The sequence below is a fragment of the Sphingobacteriales bacterium genome, assembly GCA_016699615.1.
GTDB lineage: Bacteria > Bacteroidota > Bacteroidia > Chitinophagales > JADIYW01 > JADJSS01.
In genome coordinates, this window is record CP064984.1 from 1,903,176 (window position 1) to 1,925,571 (window position 22,396).

A 22,396-nucleotide genomic window follows, 5' to 3' on the forward strand; every position below is an offset into this window, starting at 1 on the left:
ATATTATAATATTGATTGTTTTATTAGTATGTTATAATGTATTTGATATAATTCATTTTCCAGCTCAAGGTGCACATTTGTGGCGACAAGCTGATTGCCTAGCAATGGTTTGGAATTTTAAACAATCAGGCACATCATTCTTTGTTCCAGAAATGTATAATTTATTATCAATAGATGGAAAAGGTGTGGCCGAATTTCCAATATTCTATTACATTGCAGCAAAATTTCCTAATCCAGAATTAGTACTTAGAACACTACATAGCATTATGTTATTTGTTGCAGGATATCGTTTTTTTCAATTAGCAAAATATTTTTTACAGAGCAATTTTTATTCAATAAGTGCAGTCGTGCTTGTTTTTACATCACCATTAATTATTTTTTATGGTATAAATTTTCTAAGCGATGTGCCAGCTTTTTCTTGTTGTATTATTGGGTTGAGTTTCTATTTTTCAAATCATACAAGCAAACATAAGTTTATGTTATGTATTTTGTTTCTGAGTTTAGCAACACTACTCAAAGCATCTTATTTCTTGTATTTGTTTGGGATAATATTGTACGAATATAAAGAAAGAAAGTTTAAAAATTATAATTATATCATCTTGTTTATTTTAATATGTCTGCCAATTATTTGGTATTTATATGCATTTTATATTAATAGCAAATTTGGCAACACCTATTATTTTTTATCAAGCAAACCAATCTATTCTATGTCATTGTATGATATTGGTTTGGCTATTTGGCGCATCACAGTTTCATGGTCAAAAACATATTTTTGGCGACCAACAAGTGTTTTAGTTATTTTATTTGCAATCATCTTTTTGATTAAATCACCAAAAAATGAACTTAAGCAAATCACATTATTTACATTGATAATTACAATATTGTTTGTGTTGTTATTCATGCAAAAACTCATCATTCATGAGTATTATTATGCGTTTTTCTACACTTTTATTTTGTTTGCAATTATTGCTTTGTTTTTACACCTTAAAAATTTTGAACAACAGCAATTAATAAAATTTGTAGTTATTGTGTTTTTAGTGATAAATGTTTTTTATTGCAAATACTACATAATAGAAAAACAACAAGCACAAAGAATAGACAAGATTTTATTTAGCAAAGCATTTCAAGAATATTTGAACAACAACGATTGTGATGATTTTAAAACTGTTTTCTGTTTTGATGATATCAGCTTGAACCAACAATTGTATGCTATCAAAAGAAAAGGTTTCACTCAATATAATGATTGGAAAAAAGAATTAAACAATAATAAAATAGATTTTGTTTTATTGCAAACAAAAAATGTAAATAAATTAAATTTTAATGTAAGTGATAAGGAAAAATATGTCTACAGAAACTACACACTAATTAAAATGTAAGATATTTTAAACTCAAGAAATCTTTTGCAGAAAATGTATATGCATCAGATGCAACAATAGCTTCGTCAAGATTTTTTATTAATTCATTTTTGTACTTACTATCATTTCTTACATAAAAAAATAAATTATAATAGCCACGCATAGATGCTAGTGTACCAACATATTCATGTCTCTTTTCTTGTTGTATAATGTTGTACAAAATGCCCATAGTGCCTTTGTCAGTTTGCACATAATCTGGGTCACTCGAAAATGATACCAAAACAATTAAGTCAGCATTCACTTCATCAAAATATTTTTTATCTATTTTGTTTTTAGAAAGATGCACATCAGCTAAGCCTTGCACATCTATAAATGTAGATTTTCCAAGATATGGAATTACGCCAGCATCACCCAACATTACTTTCAAATCTTTCTTGCCAATATTTCCAATAGCTTTGCCAGTTTTTATATGTCCTTTTTGCATGGCAAAAGAAAATAATGCATTGTTTTTAATAGAAGATATTTCTACAATATTATGTGCGAAGATGCCTTTTATTGTTATTAATACCAAGAATATTAGCATCACAATAGAAATATGTTTCTTCTTTTTTTCATCATTAATATGTTGGAAAACTACAATTAATGCAAAGACAAAAACTGGATAGAATAGTTGAAACCCAAATCTGTTTGCATAGTTCATTAAAAGTGCAGAAGTGCCATAAAAAAAATAATAAATAAAGATTGATAACAACGCAACGTACTTAAATAACTTATGCGATTTTGATATATAATACACAGCAACAAACGTAATTAAATATTGCCAAATCGTCAATGAATTGTAGATTAAACCAAGTACACCTAAGTTATTGCCCACAGATTTGTGATAAAAAGAAAGTGGCAATGGCAATCCAAAATATTTGTATCTAACAATAAAATAGACAACACCTATGCTTCCAAATAAAATCAATATTGGATAATAGATTTTATCTTTTCTAATGATTAAAATATATAAAAATATGAATAAGGAAATTACAGCACCTTCTGGTCTTGTAAGTGGAAGTAATAATGCGAATAACCAAAGTTTACTTTGCGTAGCTTTGCTGATTTCTGGTTTATTGAGTGCAACAAAAACTTCTAGCAATAACCAAAACCAAAATATTGTTTCTAAGCAAGCATAAATATGTACATGCGTTTGCCAATTGGCAACAAAAAGTAAAATTGCTAATAATGCATAGTTTTTATTTTCTATACTTATATAAATTCTTCTGATGATGAGTATGAAAAATATAAATGTAACAAACTTAAAAAACAACTGTGGTTGAATGCCTAATATTGGTGGAAACACAGAAAGTATCATATATGTAAAACTCGTGTATGCTTCAATTAAATTGTGGTCTGCATTGTAATTCCAAATACCATAGTTAATCAAATTGTAACCATATCTAAAACATATATAAGCATCATCTACTGTAGTTTGCACAAACAGAAAAAAACCAATTACAATAGAAAGTAAAATTGGTAGTATTAATAGGTATTTATTTTGTGCTATTTTCATTTTCTAATAAATCTTTTTTATAGATAATATATTCTTTTCTGTTTGGTAGTTGTAGCTTTTCCCAACCAAGATTTGGATAATTATTGATGAAATTATTCCATGTACTATCTTCGTAAAATCTGTAATCTTTCAATATTACATCTGAGATATACATCATTCCAATATCTTGTTGATGCATCAAGCTATCAAATGTTTGGTTCTTTAAAAATTGAATGCAAATTTTAAAATGATCATTCATGTAAATGGGTAAAATTTCACTCACCAAAAATGTTGTTGGTTTTTTTATGTTCAAGTCTCTCACAGCTTTAATATAAGGCACATAGTTTGGTTGTTCGTATTGATGAAAACTATTGTATCTAGGATATTCTTTTAATTTCGGCGTTTTCCAAAGCATGAAAAATACCAGAATCATACATAAAACTGAATACAAAACATTGCTTTCAATTTTTTCAAAGTGCAATAATATTGGCTGAATTAAAATATAAATCAAATAATAGTAGAATGCTAATTGCAATATATAATAATGTTCTCTTGGAAAAATGATTACTGATGCCACAATTGATGGTCCAATTAATATCAATGCACATAATGTAAAAACACCTTGTTTGTAGATGATTTTTTTTAAAGCAATGAGGTATTCTTTAATACCAATTTTAATAATTGCAAATGAGAATATAATTGACAGAAAAATATAGATATAGTAAGAATTAAAATCGTACAAGCGCTTTGGAAAAAATAACTCAGTTCCAAATTTTAATGTCTGTGAAATATATGAGTTTATATTTTCAGTAATATGTTTCTTTAGCTCATCAGGATTTGCTTTGTACATATCACCAACACTTTGGCTATTTCCAAACTTATTTTTGAAGATTTCTTCCCAATGAATAAAAGGTAATCTATCTTGTTTGTTCCATTTTATGGTATTAAATGTATAATGTTGTCCCATTGCATAATACATACGACCACCATACATTGGAGAATGCCAAACTCTAATTAATAAAGCTATGGTAAGTACCATAAATATCAGCACTAAATATTCTCTTTTTGAGAATATTGATTGAATAGAAATATTGTTTTTATATTTCTGATATAGTATAGATATAATACCTAAAATGAAAAACGCATAACTACTCATCATAAATTCTGGACGAACGAATGCCATAAACAACGAAAAGAATCCAGTAAATACAAAAATCTTTGTATATTCTTTGGTATAATAATTTATAAAAATGAAATAGATAAAAATAATGAACAAAGAATAGTGCGAAATTCTTGGCCACCAATCGAAAGCCATATTAAAGCTGGAAAACAATAAACACCACGATAAATAGCTGGCAATAAAAAAAGGCACATTTTTACTACGTAGAAAAAAATACAGACCAACACTTGGCACCCACGATAAAGAAATAATGGCAAAGTGATGCAAGTCAATATAATCTTGGATAAAAAGATGGAAAAACTTGTAGGTAAGTGTGTAAAATGGCGCAAAAGAACCTAAAAGATTCTTGAATTTATACAAGACTCTTTGCATATACACTGTTTCATCTGCCATAGATATATCCAGATATAATGCATAATCTCTAAAAAATAAATATAGACAACACAAAGAAAATACCAAGAAAATAGCATCGGCTATCCTTTTTCTATTCATTATTAATACAGATTATTAAACAAAGATAAGAAAAAGGACTTTGGTAAATAATATTTTATGTAAGCATTAGATAACAAACATGCTACCAAAAAAATGAAAAATTAATATAAATATCAAAAAATGAGTTGTATCTTTGCACTTCAAAAGCGGGTGTGGCGAAATTGGTAGACGCACTAGACTTAGGATCTAGCGGGCAACCATGGGGGTTCGAGTCCCTCCACCCGTACCAAATCAAAATGTTGAATGGTAGATAGATGTCTATTATTCAACATTTTAAATTTTTAAGACAATTCAATATAATGAACATTACCAAAAAAAACACAGACGAAGTAAATGCAATTTTACAAGTAGAAATTAGTAAAGAAGATTATCTACCAGCAGTTGATAAGGCACTACAAGATTATAGAAAAAAAGCTACACTAAAAGGATTCAGAGTAGGGCATGTTCCTATCAATCTTATTAAAAAAATGTATGGTAATGCTATTCTATTTGAAGAAATTAATAAAACAACTAGCCAAGCATTAAACAAATATATAACTGAAGAAAAACTAGATATTCTAGGACAACCATTGCCAACTGAAAAAAACAATGAAGTTCAAATTGATATCTACAATCCAAGTGATGTAACTTTTGACTTTGAAATTGGACTAGCTCCAGATTTTTCATTGCCTGATTTAAAATCAATCAATATTACAAACAAAAAGATTGAAGTATCTGAAGAAACTGTAGACAAAGAAATTAATGATATTGCTCAAAGATATGGCGATGCAGAAACACCAGAAGATGCAACAGTACAAGATAAAGATATTCTGACAATTGATATTAACGAGTTAGATGGCGATAATATCAAAGAAAATGGTCTGCAAAATACAACTGTCATCAATGAAGATATGATTGTGGACAAAACTATTAGAAAAAAACTAGCTAAAATGAAAGTTGGTAGTAGTTTTAAAGCTGATATTTTTAAATTATTAGATAGAGATAGAGAGCAAATTATTCATCATATACTTGGTGTGAAAAACGAAGGAAATCATAATCATGATGATATTACTGACAATTACGAAGTAACTATAACTAAAATTTCTAGGATCAAAAAAGCAGAAATAGGACAAGCATTATTTGATAAAGTTTATGGCGAAGGTGTTGTCGCATCAGAAGAAGAGTTTAGAAATAAGATAAAACAAGAGATAGTTGGTTATGTAGAGCAAACACAGCAAAATGGTTTGAAAGATAGTGTCTACAAAAACCTTATTGACACAACGACAATACAACTACCTGAAGCATTTTTAAAGAAATTTATCAAAGCAAGTAATGAGAAGCCTATCAGCGATGAGCAGATAGATACAGAATTTCCAGGTTTTGAAAAAGGACTAAAATGGAACTTAATTACAGCAAAAATAGCTAAAGATAACGACATCAAAATTGAGTTTGATGAAGTAAAAGCACATTCAAAAGAGCAAATCCGCAAACAATTTGGAATGTATGCTGGACCATCTGGCATAGATGACAAAACCTTAGACATGCTTAATGATAATATGCTTAAAAAAGATGAGCATGTCAGAAAGTCATATGATTCTGCATTGGAACAAAAATTGTTTGATTATTTATTATCTCAAGTGAAAATTACAGATGAAGTAATTACATTTGAAGATTTTATTAATCAATCAAAATAACTAAAATATGAATTTAGGTAATGAATTTAGAAAGTATGCCACACAGCATCATGGCTTATCAAGTGTATATGTAGATCAATTTATTGATACTAATATCACCAACCTTACACCAAACATCATTGAAGAAAGACCAATGAATGTAGCAGCATTAGATGTTTTTTCCAGATTAATGATGGACAGAATTATCTTTATGGGCACAGCAATCGATGATTACGTTTCAAACATCATCATGGCTCAATTATTATTTCTTCAATCAACAGACAAAACACGTGATGTACAAATTTACATCAATTCACCAGGTGGAAGTGTTTATGCTGGATTAGGAATTTACGATACTATGCAATACATTCAGCCAGATGTAGCAACTGTTTGTACAGGTATGGCAGCATCTATGGCAGCAGTATTATTGTGTGCTGGTGCAAAAGGAAAGCGTTCTGCGCTAAAGCACTCAAGAGTAATGATTCATCAACCAATGGGCGGCGCACAAGGTCAAGCATCAGAAATTGAAATCACATACAAACAAATTACAATTCTTAAAAAAGAATTATACAACATCATATCTGAGCATTCAGGACAACCATTTGATAAAGTAGAGAAAGATAGCGATAGAGATTATTGGATGATTGCAGATGAAGCCAAAGAATATGGTATGATTGACGAAGTATTAATAAGAAAAAAATAGTACAACAAAAAATCTATGTTTGATATAGTTGCATGTAACGTGCAACTATATTATTTTTATACACATCTATTCTAATATGTCAAAACAACAAAAAGATACTGGATCCAATTGCAGCTTTTGTGGGAAACCAAAAAGTGAGGTGAAAATTTTAATTGCAGGATTGAATGCATATATCTGTGATAATTGTGCAGAATTGGCAAATAATATTGCAATAGAAGAATTGGCTATACAAAACAAAACAATAAAGCCATTTTTAGTAAGCAAACCAAAAGATTTAAAATCATCTTTAGATAGTTATATCATTGGACAAGAAGAAGCTAAAAAGGTAATTGCCGTTGCTGTATATAATCACTACAAAAGATTGAACCAGAAAAAAACTAATGATGATGTAGAAGTTGAAAAATCTAATATCTTATTAGTAGGACAAACAGGTACAGGAAAAACACTAATAGCGAAAACAATAGCAAAACAACTTAATGTACCATTTGCAATCGTAGATGCAACCACATTTACAGAAGCTGGCTATGTAGGCGAAGATGTTGAAAGTATATTATCAAGATTATTGCAAAACTGCGATTTTAACGTAGAACAAGCAGAACGTGGAATTGTATATATTGATGAAATTGACAAAATTACACGCAAAAGCGATAATCCATCAATTACAAGAGATGTAGGTGGCGAAGGTGTACAACAAGCATTGTTAAAATTATTGGAAGGTACAGAAGTATTGGTGCCACCACACGGCGGAAGAAAACATCCTGAGCAAAAACTAATAAAAGTAGATACCAGAAATATATTATTTATCTGTGGTGGTTCTTTTGATGGTATAGATAAAATAATTGCCAAACGTTCTAATACATCATCTATTGGTTTTAAAAATGCAGATGAGCATGAAAGCATAAGCCAAGCAGAACAAAATTATTTACAATACGTCAATCATCAAGATATTAAAACATTTGGACTAATACCAGAATTATTAGGAAGATTGCCAGTATTGGTACACTTAAATCCATTGGATAGAGCTGCGTTGAAATCTATTTTATTAGAACCAAAAAATGCATTAATTAAACAATATAAAAAACTTTTTGAGTTAGAAGATATTGAATTAATCATTGAAGATGAAGCTATTGAACTTATTGTAGATAAAGCATTAGAGTACAAATTGGGTGCACGTGGTTTGCGTACTATTTGCGAAATCGTATTTACAGAAGCCATGTACGATTTGCCTTCTGAAAAAGATGTAAAAACATTTACATTAAATAAAGCATATGTCGAAACTAAAATTAATAAGTCTACATTCTCAAAACTTAAAGTAGCATAACAAAAATAAGATATATCTAAACTAAAAAAGACCGCAAGTAATTCTTGCGGTCTTTTGTTTATGTATGTCAATCCAAATAGAAATTATTTTTCGCTTTCTCTTGGATATTGACAACATTGGTGTAGATTTCCATAAGTAGTATCACTAGCTTTTACATGTTCAGTATCATAGCCAGATTTTGCAACATTTGTTTCAATCTGTTCTAGAGTTATTTTGCTAGGAGAATATTTGACAAATAATGTCTTTGTTTCTTTATTCCATTGTGCAGTTTTTACACCTTTTTGCCAAGCAGCTAGCTCTATGGTTTTCTTACACATTTCGCAATTGCCACTTACTTTTATTGTAGCTTCAGCAAGGCTGTCTTTCGCTATTGAGATATTTAATCCAAATAGCATTAGAAATATTAATGATAATGTTTTCATTTTTTAATTTTTTTTTAGTGATTAATGATCGTGAGAATGAGTTTCTGTGCTGTCTGCTGTTGCATTAGTTGTATTAGCTGTACTGTCTTTTTTGCAACAAGATTTGTGTTCTTTGTCTTTGTCGCAATGTCCATCACCTTCTTTCATTCCTTTTTTGCAGCATTTGTCACCTTTGTCACATTCGCCTTCTTTCATTTCTTTTTGCAACATTTGTCACCTTTGTCACCTTTGTCACATTTTCCTTTACATGCTACTGTAGTTGTAAATATTGCAATTACAATTAATAATACGATTGATAAAAATTTTAAAGATTTCATTTTTTGTTTTTTTTAGTTGATTAATAATATGATAAATAAAGTTACATAAATATTCTAAAACCGCTGTATAGCGAATATCCTGAAATAGGTGCCCATACTTGGTAAGTATCAAAATTAGTGCCAGTAGGTGTACCAATTATTGGATTTTTTTGTTTGAAGTTAGTTACGTTTTCGCAACCAATAAAAAATTCTGCTTTCTTAAACATAGCCAACATTTGTAGATTTAGTAAAGCATATTTTTGTGTATAACGATTGCCAGCATCGCCTGCAAAGCTATTCGGTAGCCTACTTTTACCAAATACAGGAATTATTACATCAAATTGTAATTTCTGATTTGGAATAGTATAGCTTGCAACAAATAAGCCTCTGTGCATAATTTGCAATGGTTTTTGTAACGTAGTTTGATGATAAGTAATACGTACATTTTCCCATTTATATGCCATTTTTAATGTAAAGTTTTTTAATAATTCTAAGTTTAATTCAGTTAATACACTTGTCGCATTAGATTTTCCATCAAGATTATAAAATGTTGCAATTCCATCAGCATTATCAATATCTACAATTGTTTGGTTTTGGAAATCTGTTCTAAAAACATCTATTGAAAGACTTTGATCTTTATTTAAAAGTTTGAATTTTTGTTGTAAAGAGATTCCGTAGTTCCAAGCATTTTCTAAATCTAATTTTTCTCTAATAGTGAGTGTTCTAGAACTTGCCATTAATGATTGATTTTCGTTCAAAGCATTTGGTATTCTAAAACCTCTTCCTGCTGCAACACGTAAAACAGTATTTGATTTTTTGTCTAGTACAAATCGTGCATGTACTCTTGGATTAGCTTGTATTTTTGCAAATGTTGGATAGTCTAAACGCATGCCACCAATAATAGTAATTCTATCTTTGTGTTTAAATGTATATTCTGCAAATAAACCTGGAATAATCTGTTTGTATTGATTGGTATTTGTATTATATGTTTCTTTAAGAAAGTCTAATATAATGCCACCACCAGTTACGAATAAATGTGCTTCACTTTTTATATTTGTTTGATATAATATATTTCCAGTAAATGTGCCTTGCTGTGCTTTATAATCTGTGTTGCCAAATAGTGCATCTTCATGATGATAAACACCAGAAAACTGTGTGCCAATACTTGCATCATTCTTTTTGAGCATAAAACCTGTTTTGGCAAATGCTTCAGCACGTTTAGTATTTATTTTAACAGCATAAACATTTGGATCATTATCTTTCCAATTCACATCGTTTTGTCCAGATATTCTGTTTTCGCTCATTACTTTTATAAAGTATTTTCCTTCTACGTTTTTGTCTGGGCGATGCAAATCCCATTGTTGCATAAAATTGTATTGTTTTATTTTAGGCATATCTAAGAAACCATCATCATTTCTATCCATCATCAATGGTCTAAATGCACCATTAAATGCTAAAGATGTAGCCAGATGTTCTTTTATTTTATGATGTATAAGTAAGTTTGCTTCTATTCGTCCATCACTATTCCCAAATAAATCAAAATATATTTTATTGGGTTGATTAAATGCGTTTTTTAGTTCTAATGATAATGAACCAGGTATGCCTTCATAACTATTTTTTACTGATGGAATACCTTTTGAAATAGAAATTGATTGAATCCAAGGTGATGGCATTTGGTCTAATGCAAATGCATAACTATAACGACGCATGAATGGTATGCCTTCAATCAAATTTTGAACATACAAGCCACTTAATCCTAATAGTTTTATTTCTTTAGCACCACTTACTGCATCTGTGTAGCCAACATCTATGGAAGCATTTGTTTGGAAGCTCTCAGATAAATTACAACATGCTGCTTTTTTAAATTCAGTATAGGTTATTTTCTCCATCTTCATTGTTTCCAATGTAGATACATAATTGCTAAGTTTTTTCGTTTTTATTTCTACACCACTTAATACATTTTCTTCTTTTAGATGAATCATTACAGAAGTGTCTTTTTCGCCAATTTTTATACTGTCTTGTACATAACCTACGTATGTAACAATTAGAAATGCTGGCAATTTTACTGAGCTTTTATCTAATTCGCCTTCGCCATTAAAATCAGAAATAACTCCAATATTTGTGTTTTGCCAATAGATGTTTGCACCAATTAATGGCTCATGGTCTTTGCTGCTGCGTACATTAATTTTTATTGTTGATGTTTCATTTGCTTGTGTGTATACATTTATACAAATTAGGGCAAATAAAACTGAGATTTTACTTTTCATATTTAATATTTAAGTGATAATTAATTGATTGTTGTTTTGAAAAACTAAGTCAATTAGCTAACATCTAAATATTTGTAAGTCTGTTGGTTTTAATTGCAATTGCTGATGCAAATGAAGCTGTTGAAGCTTATTTATAGAGAAACTATTGTTTGTTTTATTATAATAAATGCCATTATTAATAAATGAAATAATTGGTATAAGAATTTCTGAATGGGTATTATTGTTTATTTTAATACTCTTTTCAGTAAAACCATCAATATTAAGTTTGTTGTATGAAAATAAAGTAGTGCAACATTTAGATGAGCTACTTTCTTCTTGGCTACAACAATTATTTTCGGTAGATGTACATGAAGAACAACTATTTGCTTCAAATGCTTTGCTCAAGCAAATATGACTTATAGATACTAACCCTGAAGTCGTAAATAAGAATACAAGCGCAATGAATAATGTCGATATCTTCTGATATACTTTCATGTGTAATTACCATACAAAATTATATAAAAAATTAATAAAGTATGTTTTATAAGCGTTAAAAAAAAATAAAAGATATTAAAATAGACAATAGCTCTTGTAGGGTGAGTTTTTTATTTGTATTTCAAAATCTTCAAAGTATCTTTTAAAATATACATCCAAGCACTATGACTATCATACAAGAAAAAAATGTCCACCATTAAAAGATTTTACATCAATAGTTTTATTGCAATACTGTTGCCACGAGTAAGCACCTTTTTCATCTATACTTTTGTCTTCCATTCCATAAAGCACAGAAATTGGAATATCTAATTTTGGTAATGTATATGAGTGGTAGTTTCGGTTGAACTTTTCTAAACAATGAAAATCATTTCTGATAATGGGTTCATAATAATCTTTCAGTTCTTGATGTTGTAGTAATCCATCAATATTTGCACCAAAATATTTTACAGCATCCCAAAATTCAGCACTACTTTTTTGCGACACTGGTTCATTATATTCATACTGTTCTATACTTTTTCTAGATGCCAAGAAGATATGTTTGGGTACTGGTTTGCCTTCTTTTTGTAGTTTTTGTGCCAATAAAAATGCTATCAATGCACCCATACTTAGACCAATAAACACAAATTCATGATTGTTTTCTAGGTGTTCTTTTAGTGTATTATATGTGTCTTCAATAATTACAGCAATATTATTTTCAAGTGGTTCATGTAATCTATAATTCCTGCCAGGCAATTCATAAACAATAACTTGGTATCTATTTTGTAGTTGTTTTTCAATGCTTTGGAAAGCATATTTATCACCACCAGCATGATGAAATAAAAAAATAGTCATAATTCTAAAATAAAAATCAAATATAATACGTTATAATGGAAAATAGTGATTTTGTTTTTTTTAGAAAAAATATTACCTACAAAAAAAAAATTACTATATATTTACAACCTAATAAAATAAAATCAACATCAACTTAAACTAAAATTGATAATTATGGCTCAGGCACAAACAACAAAAAAATCAGCAGGACTATCAGCGGGGATAGTTGTTCTAATTGCAATGGTAATTAGTAACTTAATTTTTTATTTTGTATTTAGCAAACAATTAGATGATAAAGGACATCCTACAAATTTTATGGGATTAATTTACAAAGGTGGATGGGTAGTGCCATTCTTATTAGGTACATTCTTAGTATCTTTTATCTTCACAATCGAAAGATTATTAACAATCAGCAAAGCAAAAGGAACAGGTTCTATTGAGAACTTCTTAAGAGTAGTAAAATCAAAATTATCAAGCGGAGACATCAATGGTGCAATCTCTGAGTGTGACAAACAAAAAGGTTCAGTAGCAAATGTAGTACAAGCAGGTTTACACAAATATGCTGAAATGTCAAAAAACACAGAATTAGAAGGTGAGAAAAAAGTATTAGCTATTCAACAAGAAATTGAAGAAACTACAAGTTTAGAATTACCTGCATTAGAAAAAAATATGTGGATATTAGCAACTATTGCTTCAGTAGGTACATTATTAGCATTATTTGGTACAGTATTAGGTATGATTAAATCATTCGCAGCATTAGCAGGTGCTGGTGGTGCAGATCCAGAAGCATTAGCAGTAGGTATCTCAGAAGCCTTAATCAATACAGCAATTGGTATCATTACATCAGCAATTGCAATTGTATCATACAACTTATGTACAAATATGATTGATAAATTGACATATGCAATTGATGAAATGGGCTATACTATTGCTCAAACATTTGCATCTAGAAAATAATATCTTTAATTACATAAAATAAATTATGCCAAAAGTAAAAATTCCTAGAAAAAGTACTCACGTGGACATGACAGCCATGTGCGATGTGGCATTTCTTTTATTATCTTTCTTTATCTTAACTGCAAAGTTTGTTCCTGCAGAAATTATAAAAATTGCTCAACCAACTTCAAGAGCTTCAAAAGAAGTAAAAGATGATTTGGTTACTTTTTTAATAGATAGCGAAGGAAAAGTATTTATGAATATATCAAAACCTGAAAAAAGAGAATTGATATTAAATAAACTATTAGAAATAAAAGCAGATAAGTACGCAAATATTCCAATTTCTCTTGCACAAAAAAAACAATTTAAAGACTTAGAAATAATTGGTGTTCCTATGCAAAAGCTACCAAATACAATTGGTATGAAAGCTGATCGCCTAATGGAACTAAGACAAGGTGGTGCATTAGAAGGTATTCCAACAGATTCTACTAACAATCAATTAGCAGACTGGATAATGGCTGTTAGATATGTATATGTAGAACAAGATAATATGGAAAAAGCTCCAATAGCAATAAAAGGAGATGGAGAAACAAATATAGATGGTGTAAAACGATTAATCGAAATATTCCGTGAGAATGATGTGTATTCTTACAATCTAATCACAACATTAGAAGGAACAAGAGATTAATCACATAAAAAAATAATAGACAATGGCAGATATAGATACTTCGTCCGGCGGAGGACACGGCAAACATAAAGGCGGTGTCCGCAGTAAAAAACTATCAACCAGAGTAGATTTAACACCAATGGTGGATTTGGCATTCTTGTTGATTTCGTTCTTTATGCTTACTACACAGTTGAGCAAATCAGTGGCTATGGATTTGAACATGCCAAAAAAAGACCCAACTGTAAAGCCTGAGCCAGTTAAAGAATCAAAAGTATTGAACTTAATCTTAGATAAGGACAACAAAGTATGGCACTATGAAGGAACTACAGTTGTAGGTCTAAAAGTAGCTGACTATAGTCCAGGTGAAAAAGGAGTAAGACAAGTAATACTTGATAAACAAAAATTAGTTGATAAAAAATTTGGAAAAGATGAAGATGGTGATACACAAACTATAGTCTTAATCAAAACTACCAAAGAGGCTAATTATAAGAATTTAGTAGATATTTTGGATGAAATGGATATAACTAAAACAAAAATATATTCAATACAAGATATCGCTTCTATTGAACAAGAAGCAATAGACAATGGTGGAACTGTTAAAACTTTTGCACCATAATAAAATAATTTTTTAATTTATACGTTATATTAAGTATGGATAATCAAAAATTTAATAACGCAACATGGGATGACATGGTCTTTGAAGGACACAACAAAGATTATGGTGCCTATGTTCTGCGTCAATTAGTAAACAAGAACACACTAAGAGCGTTTGCTGTTACGTCTGTTGTTTTTCTATTATTTGTAGGTGCTTCTCAATTGAAAGTATTTAAAAATATTGGAAAGAAAAAAGATAAAGAAGTGTTGTTGGAAATGACTGATGTAGAGATTGAAGCTCCACCACCAGTTGAAGAAGCTCCACCGCCGCCGCCACCACCACCACCACCGCCACCAGTTCGTCCAACTATAAAATTAGTTGAGCTTATTGCTAAGAAAGATGAGGAAGTGAACGAGCAAAAAGTAACTAAGCAAGAAGAAATTAAGGAAACTCAAATTTCTACTAAAACGATAGAAGGCGATAAGGAAGCGAAAGCAAGTATAATTATACCAAAAGAGGAAGGTGGAAAAGGTCCTGAGCAACCGCAGCCACAACCAGAGAAACCAAAAGAACCTGTAATCTTAACAAGAGCAGAGGTGATGCCGTCTTTTCCTGGAGGTCCAGCTGAGTTGATGAAGTATTTAAGTAAAAATATTAATTATCCATCTTTAGCAAGAGAAAATGGCTTAGAAGGAAAAGTAATTGTAAACTTTTATGTGGATACTGATGGTGCAATAAAAAATCCAACAATTGTAAAAGATCCAGTTGGTGGAGGATGTGCCGAAGAAGCATTGAGAGTAATAAAAGCTATGCCAAAATGGAGTCCTGGACTGCAAAATGGTATGCCAGCAAAAGTATATTATACTTTGCCAGTTACATTCAAATTACAATAATAATAATAATTTTTAAGATTTTAGTCCAACCATTGTGTTGGACTTTTTTATTACATTTATGAATATGGATTTTTTAAAACAATCAGGTCAAATCCTAAGAATGTCAATTGGAGTTGCCTATGTGATTTTAGGATTAATATTGATGTTTTTTAAAATAAATCTCTTTGGATTACCTACTAAAACAAAAATAATATTTTCTGTGTTAATAATCGCATATGGTTTGTTTAGATTGTATAGAGCAATAAAATTTAAAAATGAAGAATATTAAAGGAACGATTTTGTATTTTATGATGTTTGCAATGCTTGTTGCATCATGTAAGCAAAAGAAGAAAGATGAAAATTTAGAAGGCGAACTTAAAATATATGCTGACACAAATCTTGCTGTATTATTAGATCAGTTTATTCCAGTTTTTGAAAATATCTATCCAAATATTCAAATAAAATTTGTGTACAAATATGAAGATGAAATATTACAAGACTATTTTGATAATAAAACAGATAATATTATTCTGAGCAGAAGACTGTCTGAGAATGAAGTAGCTTATGCCAACCAACACAAAGCCTCAGAATCATCTCAATTTACATTTGCATATGATGCCATTGCTGTTTTTACAAATAAGAACAATCAAGATTCTATATTTAATACTTCAAAATATACTACCTATCAGATGGTTTTTGATAATAGTAAATCAGGAATTGCAAAAGTTGTTATGCCAGATACTATCCAGAAAGTAGCTGCCAATTTAATTCAGAATTTTAAAGATATGCAATCATTCATTGTAACAAATCAAGCAATTGGGTTTGTGCAGTTTAGTAATATTTCAAATAAAAATATTAGAGAAACTAATGATTTTTACAATCAATATAAATTATTAAAAGTAAAATCAGGGCAAGATGTATTTGAACTCAACCAAGAAGCAATATTTCAAAGTTCTTATCCATTTATGCGACAACTTACTATAATTTCTACACAAAGCATGACATCTAAGCAGAAATTGTTTTCAAGATTTCTTTTCAAATCAAGAGCATCAAAATTAATTTTACACCATGGAATAGTGCCAGCCAAAATTCCATCAATAGAAATTAATATGATTGATAGAAATTTTCAAGTTGAGCCATAAAAATATATCAGATTGTAATAATATCTTAACTCATTTTTTCAAGAATTGTTGTATTTTTATCAAAAGTAATTGAATCATTATGTCAGAAGAAAAAATCACATTGAACATCGGTGGCAAAGAAACAATTTGTCCAGTAATAGTTGGTACAGAAAATGAGCCAGCAATTGATATTAGTAATTTAAGACAAGATACAGGCTTTGTAACACTGGATTTTGGATACAAGAATACAGGCGCAACTACTAGTAAAATTACATTTCTTGATGGAGAAGAAGGTATTTTAAGATACAGAGGCTACGATATTTCAGAACTAGCAGAAAAATCAAACTTTGTTGAAGTAACATATTTATTATTGTATGGAGAATTACCAACAGCAGCTCAATTAAAATCTTTTGAAGAAGAATTGAAAAAGAATTCTGACATACCAGAAGAAATAGGAAATATAATAAAAGCTATGCCAAAAGGCACACATCCAATGGCACAGTTAGCAGCAGCAACAATAGCACTATCTGGTGTATTTGGAAAAGATGCTGCAAAAACTACAAATGAAAACTTAATTAATATCTTAGCTAAATTCCCAGTCATTGTTGCAATGGTAATGAGAAATTCGCAAGGAAAAGATTTTGTTAACAATGATAAATCTTTAGGATATGTTGAGAATTTCTTAAACATGGCTTTTGGCACAATGCCTTCTGCAGCAGTTGTAGATGCTATGGATAAATTATTAATATTACACGCTGATCATGAACAAAATTGTTCTACATCAACTGTGCGTATGGTAGGTTCATCAAATGCAAATATCTATGCATCAGTAAGTGGTGGCATTGCAGCACTTTGGGGACCATTACATGGTGGCGCAAATCAAGCAGTATTAGAGCAACTTGAAGCTATTGAAAAGGATGGTGGCTCTACACAGAAATTTGTGGATATGGCTAAAGACAAAGAATCTGGATTTAGATTAATGGGCTTTGGACATAGAGTGTATAAAAACTTTGATCCAAGAGCAAAAATTATTAAAAAAGCAGCAGATGATGTTTTAAAAGATTTGAATATTGTAGATAAAAAATTAACAATAGCAAGAGAATTAGAACAAGCTGCATTGACTGATGAGTATTTCGTAAAAAGAAATTTATATCCAAATGTAGATTTCTATTCTGGAATAATATATCAAGCAATTGGTTTCCCAACAGATATTTTTACAACATTATTTGCATTAGGTAGATTACCAGGTTGGGTGTCACAATGGAAAGAAATGAAAGAAAATAAAGAACCAATAGGTAGACCAAGACAAATCTATACAGGTGCTGTGCTTAGAACGTATCCTAATATTGAAGAAAGGTAATTTGTACTAACTTTATTAGTCAAGTCGTATTTTTTTAATATTTGCATAGCAATAGATTTGTAATCACATATGAGTAATCAGGAATTAGGTAAAGAGGCGAATAAAATTTCAAAGGATAGATTGTTTTATTCATTAGGTATTTTTAAATATTTAATGCCATATAAAATCTATTTTATAATAGGAATGATAGCATTGGTTTTATCTAGTGCGTCTGTTATGATTTTACCAAAATTAATAGGTGGCTTGGTTGATGTTTCTACAGGCAAATCATTCTATGATATTAAAAATAGGAATACACTAGGATTGTTTTTTATTATCGTATTTATTACGCAAGGTGTCTTATCTTTTCTTAGAATATATCTTTTTGCAAAAGCAAACGAGCCAGCATTAGCAAATATCAGACAAGATTTGTATGATAAAATCATTAGTATGCCAATTCCATTTTTTGAAGAAAGAAGAATTGGCGATCTTACTAGTAGAATTACTAATGATGTCGCAGCATTACAAGATGTTTTATCATTAACATTAGCTGAAACATTTAGACAAATATCAGTTTTAATTATAGGCATAGCAATGTTGTTTTTTACTTCAGTAAAATTGACAATGGTTATGCTAATGTCTATTCCTATTGTAGTTCTAATTGCAGTAATATTTGGTAAGTTTATTCAAAAAAATTCAAGACTTACACAAGAAGCACTAGCTGAAGCAAATGTAATTGCAGAAGAAACTTTCCAATCTATTTCTATGGTAAAAGCATACACCAGCGAAAATTATGAAAGCAATAGATATAAGAAGAAGATAGAAAACACACTGAGATTAGCACTTAAAAATTCATTATACAGAGGCACATTTGTTTCATTCATCATTGTGGCAACTTTTGGTTCAATAATGTTTGTGTTATGGTATGGTTCTGGTTTGGTAGAACAATATCAAAGCAATTCAAGTCAAGGAATGTCAGAAGGAAATTTAGTTTCTTTTTTAATAGTTACTGTGTTTATTGGTGCAGCATTAGGTGGACTGAGTGATGCTTTTGGAAGAATATTAAAAGCATTAGGTTCTTCCGAACGTATCTTAGATATGATAAATGACAAAACAGAAACAGATGCAAATGAATACCAATCAAAAGTTTTGAATGGTGATATTGTATTTAAAGATATAAGCTTTGCATATCCATCAAGAAAAGATATTCTGATATTTGATGCATTAAATTTGGAAATTAACCAAGGTAAAAAAATTGCACTTGTAGGTGCGTCAGGTGCAGGAAAATCAACTATCTTTAATTTATTACTTAGATTTTATCAGCCAGATAGCGGTAATGTATATATAAATAATGTAAGTATAAATGATATTACAGTAAAAGAATTAAGAGGAAATATTGCCATTGTACCACAAGAAGTAATATTGTTTGGTGGAACAATTAGAGAAAATATTTTGTACGGTAAAAAAGATGCTACAGAAACAGAATTGTTAGAAGCAGCAAAAAAGGCAAATGCATGGCAATTTATTAAAAACTTTCCAGAAGGTCTTGATACAATCGTTGGCGAACGTGGCGTAAAATTATCAGGTGGACAAAAACAAAGAATTGCAATTGCACGGGCAATTTTAAAAGATCCAGCAATACTATTGTTAGATGAAGCAACAAGTGCATTAGATGCAGAATCTGAAGTGCTAGTACAAGATGCTTTGAATAATTTAATGGAAAATAGAACAACAATTATTATTGCACATAGACTTTCTACAATAAGAAACGTAGATACTATTTATGTATTAGATAAAGGAAAAATTGTTGAACACGGAACTCATAGCGAGTTGAGCCAATTGGAATCTGGAATGTATAATAATTTGCTTAAACTACAATACCAACTTACCTAGTCTAAAAAATATATTCTTTTTACTCTTGATGAAATTGAGGTCAATAATTCGTAAGGAATTGTGCCAATTTTCTTTGCTTGGTCTATAATAGAAATTTCTTTTCCATAGATTTCTACTTCATCACCTTCTTGTACATCTTCAATATTTGTGATGTCTGCCATGCACATGTCCATGCATACATTACCTATAATTTTTGCACGTTTCCCATTGATAGAAACTTCACCAACACCATTGCCGAATCTTCTATCAAAACCATCAGCGTAGCCAATTGCCAAAACTGCAATTGTAATATCACGATTGGCTACACCTTTTCTAGAATAACCAACAGTATCAAATTGTTTTACATGTTTTATTTGGGCAACTCTTGTTTTTAATCTACTAATTGTTTGTAGTTTGTTTTGCAAAATGCCACTACTGTCTACGCCATACAAACCAATACCTAATCTTACAAAATTAAATTGTGCATCTTTAAAACGAACAATTCCAGCAGAATTTAAAATATGTTTTGGAATCTTTATTTGCAGTGCTTGTTCTATTGATGTACAAATTGCATTAAAAGTATCAATTTGTTGATGCGTAAAATTATCAAAAATCTCATCTTCACTTGCAGAAAGATGCGAAAATATTGTCTTTATCGTGATATTACGATGATTAGAAAGTATGTCTATTAATACATTAATTTCAGTGCTTGGAATGCCTAACCTATTCATTCCTGTTTCTATTTTAAGATGAATACATATTGGCACACCATCAGCTTTTTCTATTAATTTCTCTAAAATTGAAATAGAATATATTTCAGGTTCAAGTTGATATTGTATCATTCTATTAAAATCAACCTTATCAGGATTCATAACCATGATAGGTGTTTTAATGCCGTTTCTTCTAAGCGTCACACCTTCGTCAGTGTACGCAACTGCAAGTATAGACACGCCTTCTTTCTCCAATAAACTTGCCAATTCTATACTACCACTTCCATAAGAAAATGCCTTGACCATGGCAATTATACCAATATTTTTATTTAAAATAGATTTATAAATATTCAAATTATGTGTAAGTGCATTTAGATTTATTTCTAAAATTGTTTCATGTGTTTGTCCAATCAATTCTTTGGTGATATTTTCAAACTCAAATTTTCTTGCACCTTTTACTAAAATAATTTCATTATTAAAGTTTAATGTTGCAATATTATCTAATAAGTTTTCTGTATTGTCAAAAACAAAAACTGTATTTATATATTTTTGCAATATGGCTTTGTATTCAGTAAATATTTTACCTACACCAATTATTTTTTTAAATTGATGTTGCTGACAAATAGAAATTATTTTTTGTATAAAACTTTCTGCGCTTAAGCCACTTTCTTCAAAATCAGAAAGAATAATGGTTTTGCTTTTCTGAGCATCTTGTTGATTTAAGAAATCAATAGCAATTTGTAATGATAGAAAATCTGCTGAATAAGAATCATCAATTATTGTACAATTATTAATACCATATTTGAGTTCTAAACGCATTGGTAAGTTGCGCAACTTTTCTATTCGTTGTTGTATTGTTGTAGTATCATATTCTAAAAGGTACAGACAAACAATACAATGAATACAGTTTTCTACAGATGCTGCATCTTCAAAATGTATATGAAAACTTTGATCAAATATTTTATTTTCTTTGTGATAGATGCAAATATTGTAAAGATTGTTACCTATGTTTTCTTTCTTCCAAGCATAAGTATTATTTCTGTTTTTTAATTTTTCATGCAATTGCTCATATTCAATATGGTAAATTATTACATCAGCATGATTGAACAACTTTAGCTTTTCCTCAATTTTTTCTTCTATGGATATAAAACCAGAATCGTGTGCTGGACCAATGTTAGAAAAAATACCAATATTTGGCTGTATCATTTTTTCTAAGTTTTCCATTTCCATTGTAGATGAAATACCAGCTTCAAAAATTCCTATTTCATGTTCTGTTTCTATATTTAAAATGGACAATGCTACACCAACTTGAGAATTATAACTCTTTGGACTTTTTATTGTCTTTCTATCTTGATGAATTAGTTGATACAACCATTCTTTGATAATTGTTTTGCCATTAGAACCAGTGATTCCAATAGTACGCAAATTAAATTGTACTCTATGAAATGTTGCCAATGATTGTAAGGCATCTAAGCAGTTTTTTACAGTAATGAATTGTGCAGTAGGAAATTTTTCTGCATCAATATTTTCTGAAATAATAAAGCTGCGAACACCTTTTTCATAACAATTTTTTATGTAATGATGACCATTGTTTCGTTCGCCAACAATGCAAAAGAATAAGGTATGTTTGTGTAGATTTGTTCTTGAATCTATAGCAACTTGAGTAATAATATTATCAGAAATAATATTGTTTTCTGTACTTAAAATACTCGCAATTTTAGATAAATGATATTGCACAAGACAAAGATATAAAAGATAATTCTTCTGCATTCAAATAT

At 29.7% G+C, this 22,396-nt stretch carries 20 protein-coding genes and 1 tRNA gene; 14 read left to right on the top strand and 7 right to left on the bottom strand.

The annotated features are described in order from the left end of the window. The first annotated feature begins 11 nt into the window (after positions 1–11). Positions 12–1,376 carry a hypothetical protein gene (locus IPK18_09055; GenBank protein ID QQR97038.1) on the top strand — a complete coding sequence of 455 codons (1,365 nt, stop codon included), beginning with the start codon at positions 12–14 and terminating at the stop codon, positions 1,374–1,376. On the opposite strand, the gene IPK18_09060 is transcribed toward IPK18_09055, so the two are convergent. Continuing rightward, entirely contained in the window at positions 1,366–2,910 is a 1,545-nt protein-coding gene (locus IPK18_09060; GenBank protein ID QQR97039.1) for a hypothetical protein, read from the bottom strand. The two genes, IPK18_09055 and IPK18_09060, sit on opposite strands and share 11 nt — an antisense overlap. Next, positions 2,891–4,072: a hypothetical protein gene (locus tag IPK18_09065; GenBank protein ID QQR97040.1), complete on the bottom strand. Its 1,182-nt coding sequence runs from the start codon at positions 4,070–4,072 to the stop codon at positions 2,891–2,893. The genes IPK18_09060 and IPK18_09065 overlap by 20 nt, the downstream gene beginning before the upstream one ends. A gap of 635 nt (positions 4,073–4,707) precedes the next feature. On the opposite strand from IPK18_09065, the gene IPK18_09070 reads away from it, so the two are divergent. The 4 genes from IPK18_09070 to clpX all read left to right on the top strand — a co-directional run bounded on the left by IPK18_09070 (position 4,708) and on the right by clpX (position 8,237). Continuing rightward, a tRNA-Leu gene (locus IPK18_09070) sits at positions 4,708–4,790 on the top strand. A gap of 70 nt (positions 4,791–4,860) precedes the next feature. After that, positions 4,861–6,234: a trigger factor gene (tig, locus tag IPK18_09075; GenBank protein ID QQR97041.1), complete on the top strand. Its 1,374-nt coding sequence runs from the start codon at positions 4,861–4,863 to the stop codon at positions 6,232–6,234. Between the two features lie 7 nt (positions 6,235–6,241). After that, positions 6,242–6,916, top strand: a complete 675-nt coding sequence (gene clpP, locus IPK18_09080) for an ATP-dependent Clp endopeptidase proteolytic subunit ClpP (protein ID QQR97042.1) — start codon at positions 6,242–6,244, stop codon at positions 6,914–6,916. 76 nt (positions 6,917–6,992) lie between these two features. Next, positions 6,993–8,237, top strand: coding sequence for an ATP-dependent Clp protease ATP-binding subunit ClpX (clpX, locus tag IPK18_09085; protein ID QQR97043.1), 1,245 nt, complete (start codon positions 6,993–6,995; stop codon positions 8,235–8,237). Positions 8,238–8,320: 83 nt separating this feature from the next. On the opposite strand, the gene IPK18_09090 is transcribed toward clpX, so the two are convergent. The 3 genes from IPK18_09090 to IPK18_09100 form a co-directional block, all read right to left on the bottom strand. Continuing rightward, a complete protein-coding gene (locus IPK18_09090) occupies positions 8,321–8,659 on the bottom strand; it encodes a heavy-metal-associated domain-containing protein (GenBank protein ID QQR97044.1) in 339 nt (112 codons plus the stop codon). A 21-nt stretch (positions 8,660–8,680) separates the two neighbouring features. Continuing rightward, positions 8,681–8,869: a hypothetical protein gene (locus IPK18_09095; protein QQR97045.1), complete on the bottom strand. Its 189-nt coding sequence runs from the start codon at positions 8,867–8,869 to the stop codon at positions 8,681–8,683. A gap of 148 nt (positions 8,870–9,017) precedes the next feature. Continuing rightward, positions 9,018–11,222, bottom strand: a complete 2,205-nt coding sequence (locus tag IPK18_09100) for a TonB-dependent receptor (protein ID QQR97046.1) — start codon at positions 11,220–11,222, stop codon at positions 9,018–9,020. A gap of 166 nt (positions 11,223–11,388) precedes the next feature. On the opposite strand from IPK18_09100, the gene IPK18_09105 reads away from it, so the two are divergent. Next, complete coding sequence (locus tag IPK18_09105) at positions 11,389–11,616, top strand: hypothetical protein (GenBank protein QQR97047.1); 228 nt, start codon at positions 11,389–11,391, stop codon at positions 11,614–11,616. 251 nt (positions 11,617–11,867) lie between these two features. On the opposite strand, the gene IPK18_09110 is transcribed toward IPK18_09105, so the two are convergent. Further along, positions 11,868–12,527 (bottom strand): thioesterase, encoded by a 660-nt coding sequence (locus IPK18_09110; protein QQR97048.1) that lies wholly within the window; start codon positions 12,525–12,527, stop codon positions 11,868–11,870. Positions 12,528–12,680: 153 nt separating this feature from the next. Here IPK18_09110 and IPK18_09115 point away from each other — a divergent pair, with 153 nt between their 5' ends. The 8 genes from IPK18_09115 (at position 12,681) to IPK18_09150 (ending at position 19,929) form a co-directional block, all read left to right on the top strand. Beyond that, positions 12,681–13,463, top strand: a complete 783-nt coding sequence (locus tag IPK18_09115; GenBank protein ID QQR97049.1) for a MotA/TolQ/ExbB proton channel family protein — start codon at positions 12,681–12,683, stop codon at positions 13,461–13,463. A 25-nt stretch (positions 13,464–13,488) separates the two neighbouring features. Continuing rightward, positions 13,489–14,130, top strand: coding sequence for a biopolymer transporter ExbD (locus IPK18_09120; protein QQR97050.1), 642 nt, complete (start codon positions 13,489–13,491; stop codon positions 14,128–14,130). A 22-nt stretch (positions 14,131–14,152) separates the two neighbouring features. Next, complete coding sequence (locus IPK18_09125) at positions 14,153–14,725, top strand: biopolymer transporter ExbD (GenBank protein ID QQR97051.1); 573 nt, start codon at positions 14,153–14,155, stop codon at positions 14,723–14,725. 35 nt (positions 14,726–14,760) lie between these two features. Beyond that, positions 14,761–15,597 (top strand): TonB family protein, encoded by an 837-nt coding sequence (locus IPK18_09130; protein QQR97052.1) that lies wholly within the window; start codon positions 14,761–14,763, stop codon positions 15,595–15,597. A 64-nt stretch (positions 15,598–15,661) separates the two neighbouring features. Continuing rightward, on the top strand, positions 15,662–15,865 hold the full coding sequence (locus IPK18_09135) for a hypothetical protein (protein QQR97053.1): 204 nt from the start codon (positions 15,662–15,664) through the stop codon (positions 15,863–15,865). Continuing rightward, positions 15,852–16,718 carry a substrate-binding domain-containing protein gene (locus IPK18_09140; protein QQR97054.1) on the top strand — a complete coding sequence of 289 codons (867 nt, stop codon included), beginning with the start codon at positions 15,852–15,854 and terminating at the stop codon, positions 16,716–16,718. The genes IPK18_09135 and IPK18_09140 overlap by 14 nt, the downstream gene beginning before the upstream one ends. 79 nt (positions 16,719–16,797) lie before the next feature. Beyond that, positions 16,798–18,057: a citrate synthase gene (locus IPK18_09145; GenBank protein ID QQR97055.1), complete on the top strand. Its 1,260-nt coding sequence runs from the start codon at positions 16,798–16,800 to the stop codon at positions 18,055–18,057. Between the two features lie 69 nt (positions 18,058–18,126). Then, the gene (locus IPK18_09150; protein ID QQR97056.1) at positions 18,127–19,929 is read left to right on the top strand and encodes an ATP-binding cassette domain-containing protein; all 1,803 of its coding nucleotides are present in this window, start codon (positions 18,127–18,129) and stop codon (positions 19,927–19,929) included. Here IPK18_09150 and IPK18_09155 read toward each other — a convergent pair. Continuing rightward, positions 19,926–22,388, bottom strand: a complete 2,463-nt coding sequence (locus IPK18_09155) for a bifunctional UDP-N-acetylmuramoyl-tripeptide:D-alanyl-D-alanine ligase/alanine racemase (GenBank protein ID QQR97057.1) — start codon at positions 22,386–22,388, stop codon at positions 19,926–19,928. The two genes, IPK18_09150 and IPK18_09155, sit on opposite strands and share 4 nt — an antisense overlap. Positions 22,389–22,396: the final 8 nt, after the last annotated feature.

What these genes read in the sequence shown, in the direction of transcription:
- IPK18_09100 (QQR97046.1), bottom strand. Translation starts at nt 11,222, where the DNA reads ATGAAAAGTAAAATCTCAGTTTTATTTGCCCTAATTTGTATAAATGTA.
- IPK18_09145 (QQR97055.1), top strand. Translation starts at nt 16,798, where the DNA reads ATGTCAGAAGAAAAAATCACATTGAACATCGGTGGCAAAGAAACAATT.
- tig (QQR97041.1), top strand. Translation starts at nt 4,861, where the DNA reads ATGAACATTACCAAAAAAAACACAGACGAAGTAAATGCAATTTTACAA.
- IPK18_09115 (QQR97049.1), top strand. Translation starts at nt 12,681, where the DNA reads ATGGCTCAGGCACAAACAACAAAAAAATCAGCAGGACTATCAGCGGGG.
- IPK18_09060 (QQR97039.1), bottom strand. Translation starts at nt 2,910, where the DNA reads ATGAAAATAGCACAAAATAAATACCTATTAATACTACCAATTTTACTT.
- IPK18_09120 (QQR97050.1), top strand. Translation starts at nt 13,489, where the DNA reads ATGCCAAAAGTAAAAATTCCTAGAAAAAGTACTCACGTGGACATGACA.
- clpP (QQR97042.1), top strand. Translation starts at nt 6,242, where the DNA reads ATGAATTTAGGTAATGAATTTAGAAAGTATGCCACACAGCATCATGGC.
- IPK18_09150 (QQR97056.1), top strand. Translation starts at nt 18,127, where the DNA reads ATGAGTAATCAGGAATTAGGTAAAGAGGCGAATAAAATTTCAAAGGAT.
- IPK18_09135 (QQR97053.1), top strand. Translation starts at nt 15,662, where the DNA reads ATGGATTTTTTAAAACAATCAGGTCAAATCCTAAGAATGTCAATTGGA.
- IPK18_09105 (QQR97047.1), top strand. Translation starts at nt 11,389, where the DNA reads ATGCCATTATTAATAAATGAAATAATTGGTATAAGAATTTCTGAATGG.
- IPK18_09095 (QQR97045.1), bottom strand. Translation starts at nt 8,869, where the DNA reads ATGTTGCAAAAAGAAATGAAAGAAGGCGAATGTGACAAAGGTGACAAA.
- IPK18_09130 (QQR97052.1), top strand. Translation starts at nt 14,761, where the DNA reads ATGGATAATCAAAAATTTAATAACGCAACATGGGATGACATGGTCTTT.
- IPK18_09110 (QQR97048.1), bottom strand. Translation starts at nt 12,527, where the DNA reads ATGACTATTTTTTTATTTCATCATGCTGGTGGTGATAAATATGCTTTC.
- IPK18_09125 (QQR97051.1), top strand. Translation starts at nt 14,153, where the DNA reads ATGGCAGATATAGATACTTCGTCCGGCGGAGGACACGGCAAACATAAA.
- IPK18_09140 (QQR97054.1), top strand. Translation starts at nt 15,852, where the DNA reads ATGAAGAATATTAAAGGAACGATTTTGTATTTTATGATGTTTGCAATG.
- IPK18_09090 (QQR97044.1), bottom strand. Translation starts at nt 8,659, where the DNA reads ATGAAAACATTATCATTAATATTTCTAATGCTATTTGGATTAAATATC.
- clpX (QQR97043.1), top strand. Translation starts at nt 6,993, where the DNA reads ATGTCAAAACAACAAAAAGATACTGGATCCAATTGCAGCTTTTGTGGG.
- IPK18_09065 (QQR97040.1), bottom strand. Translation starts at nt 4,072, where the DNA reads ATGGCATTCGTTCGTCCAGAATTTATGATGAGTAGTTATGCGTTTTTC.
- IPK18_09155 (QQR97057.1), bottom strand. Translation starts at nt 22,388, where the DNA reads ATGCAGAAGAATTATCTTTTATATCTTTGTCTTGTGCAATATCATTTA.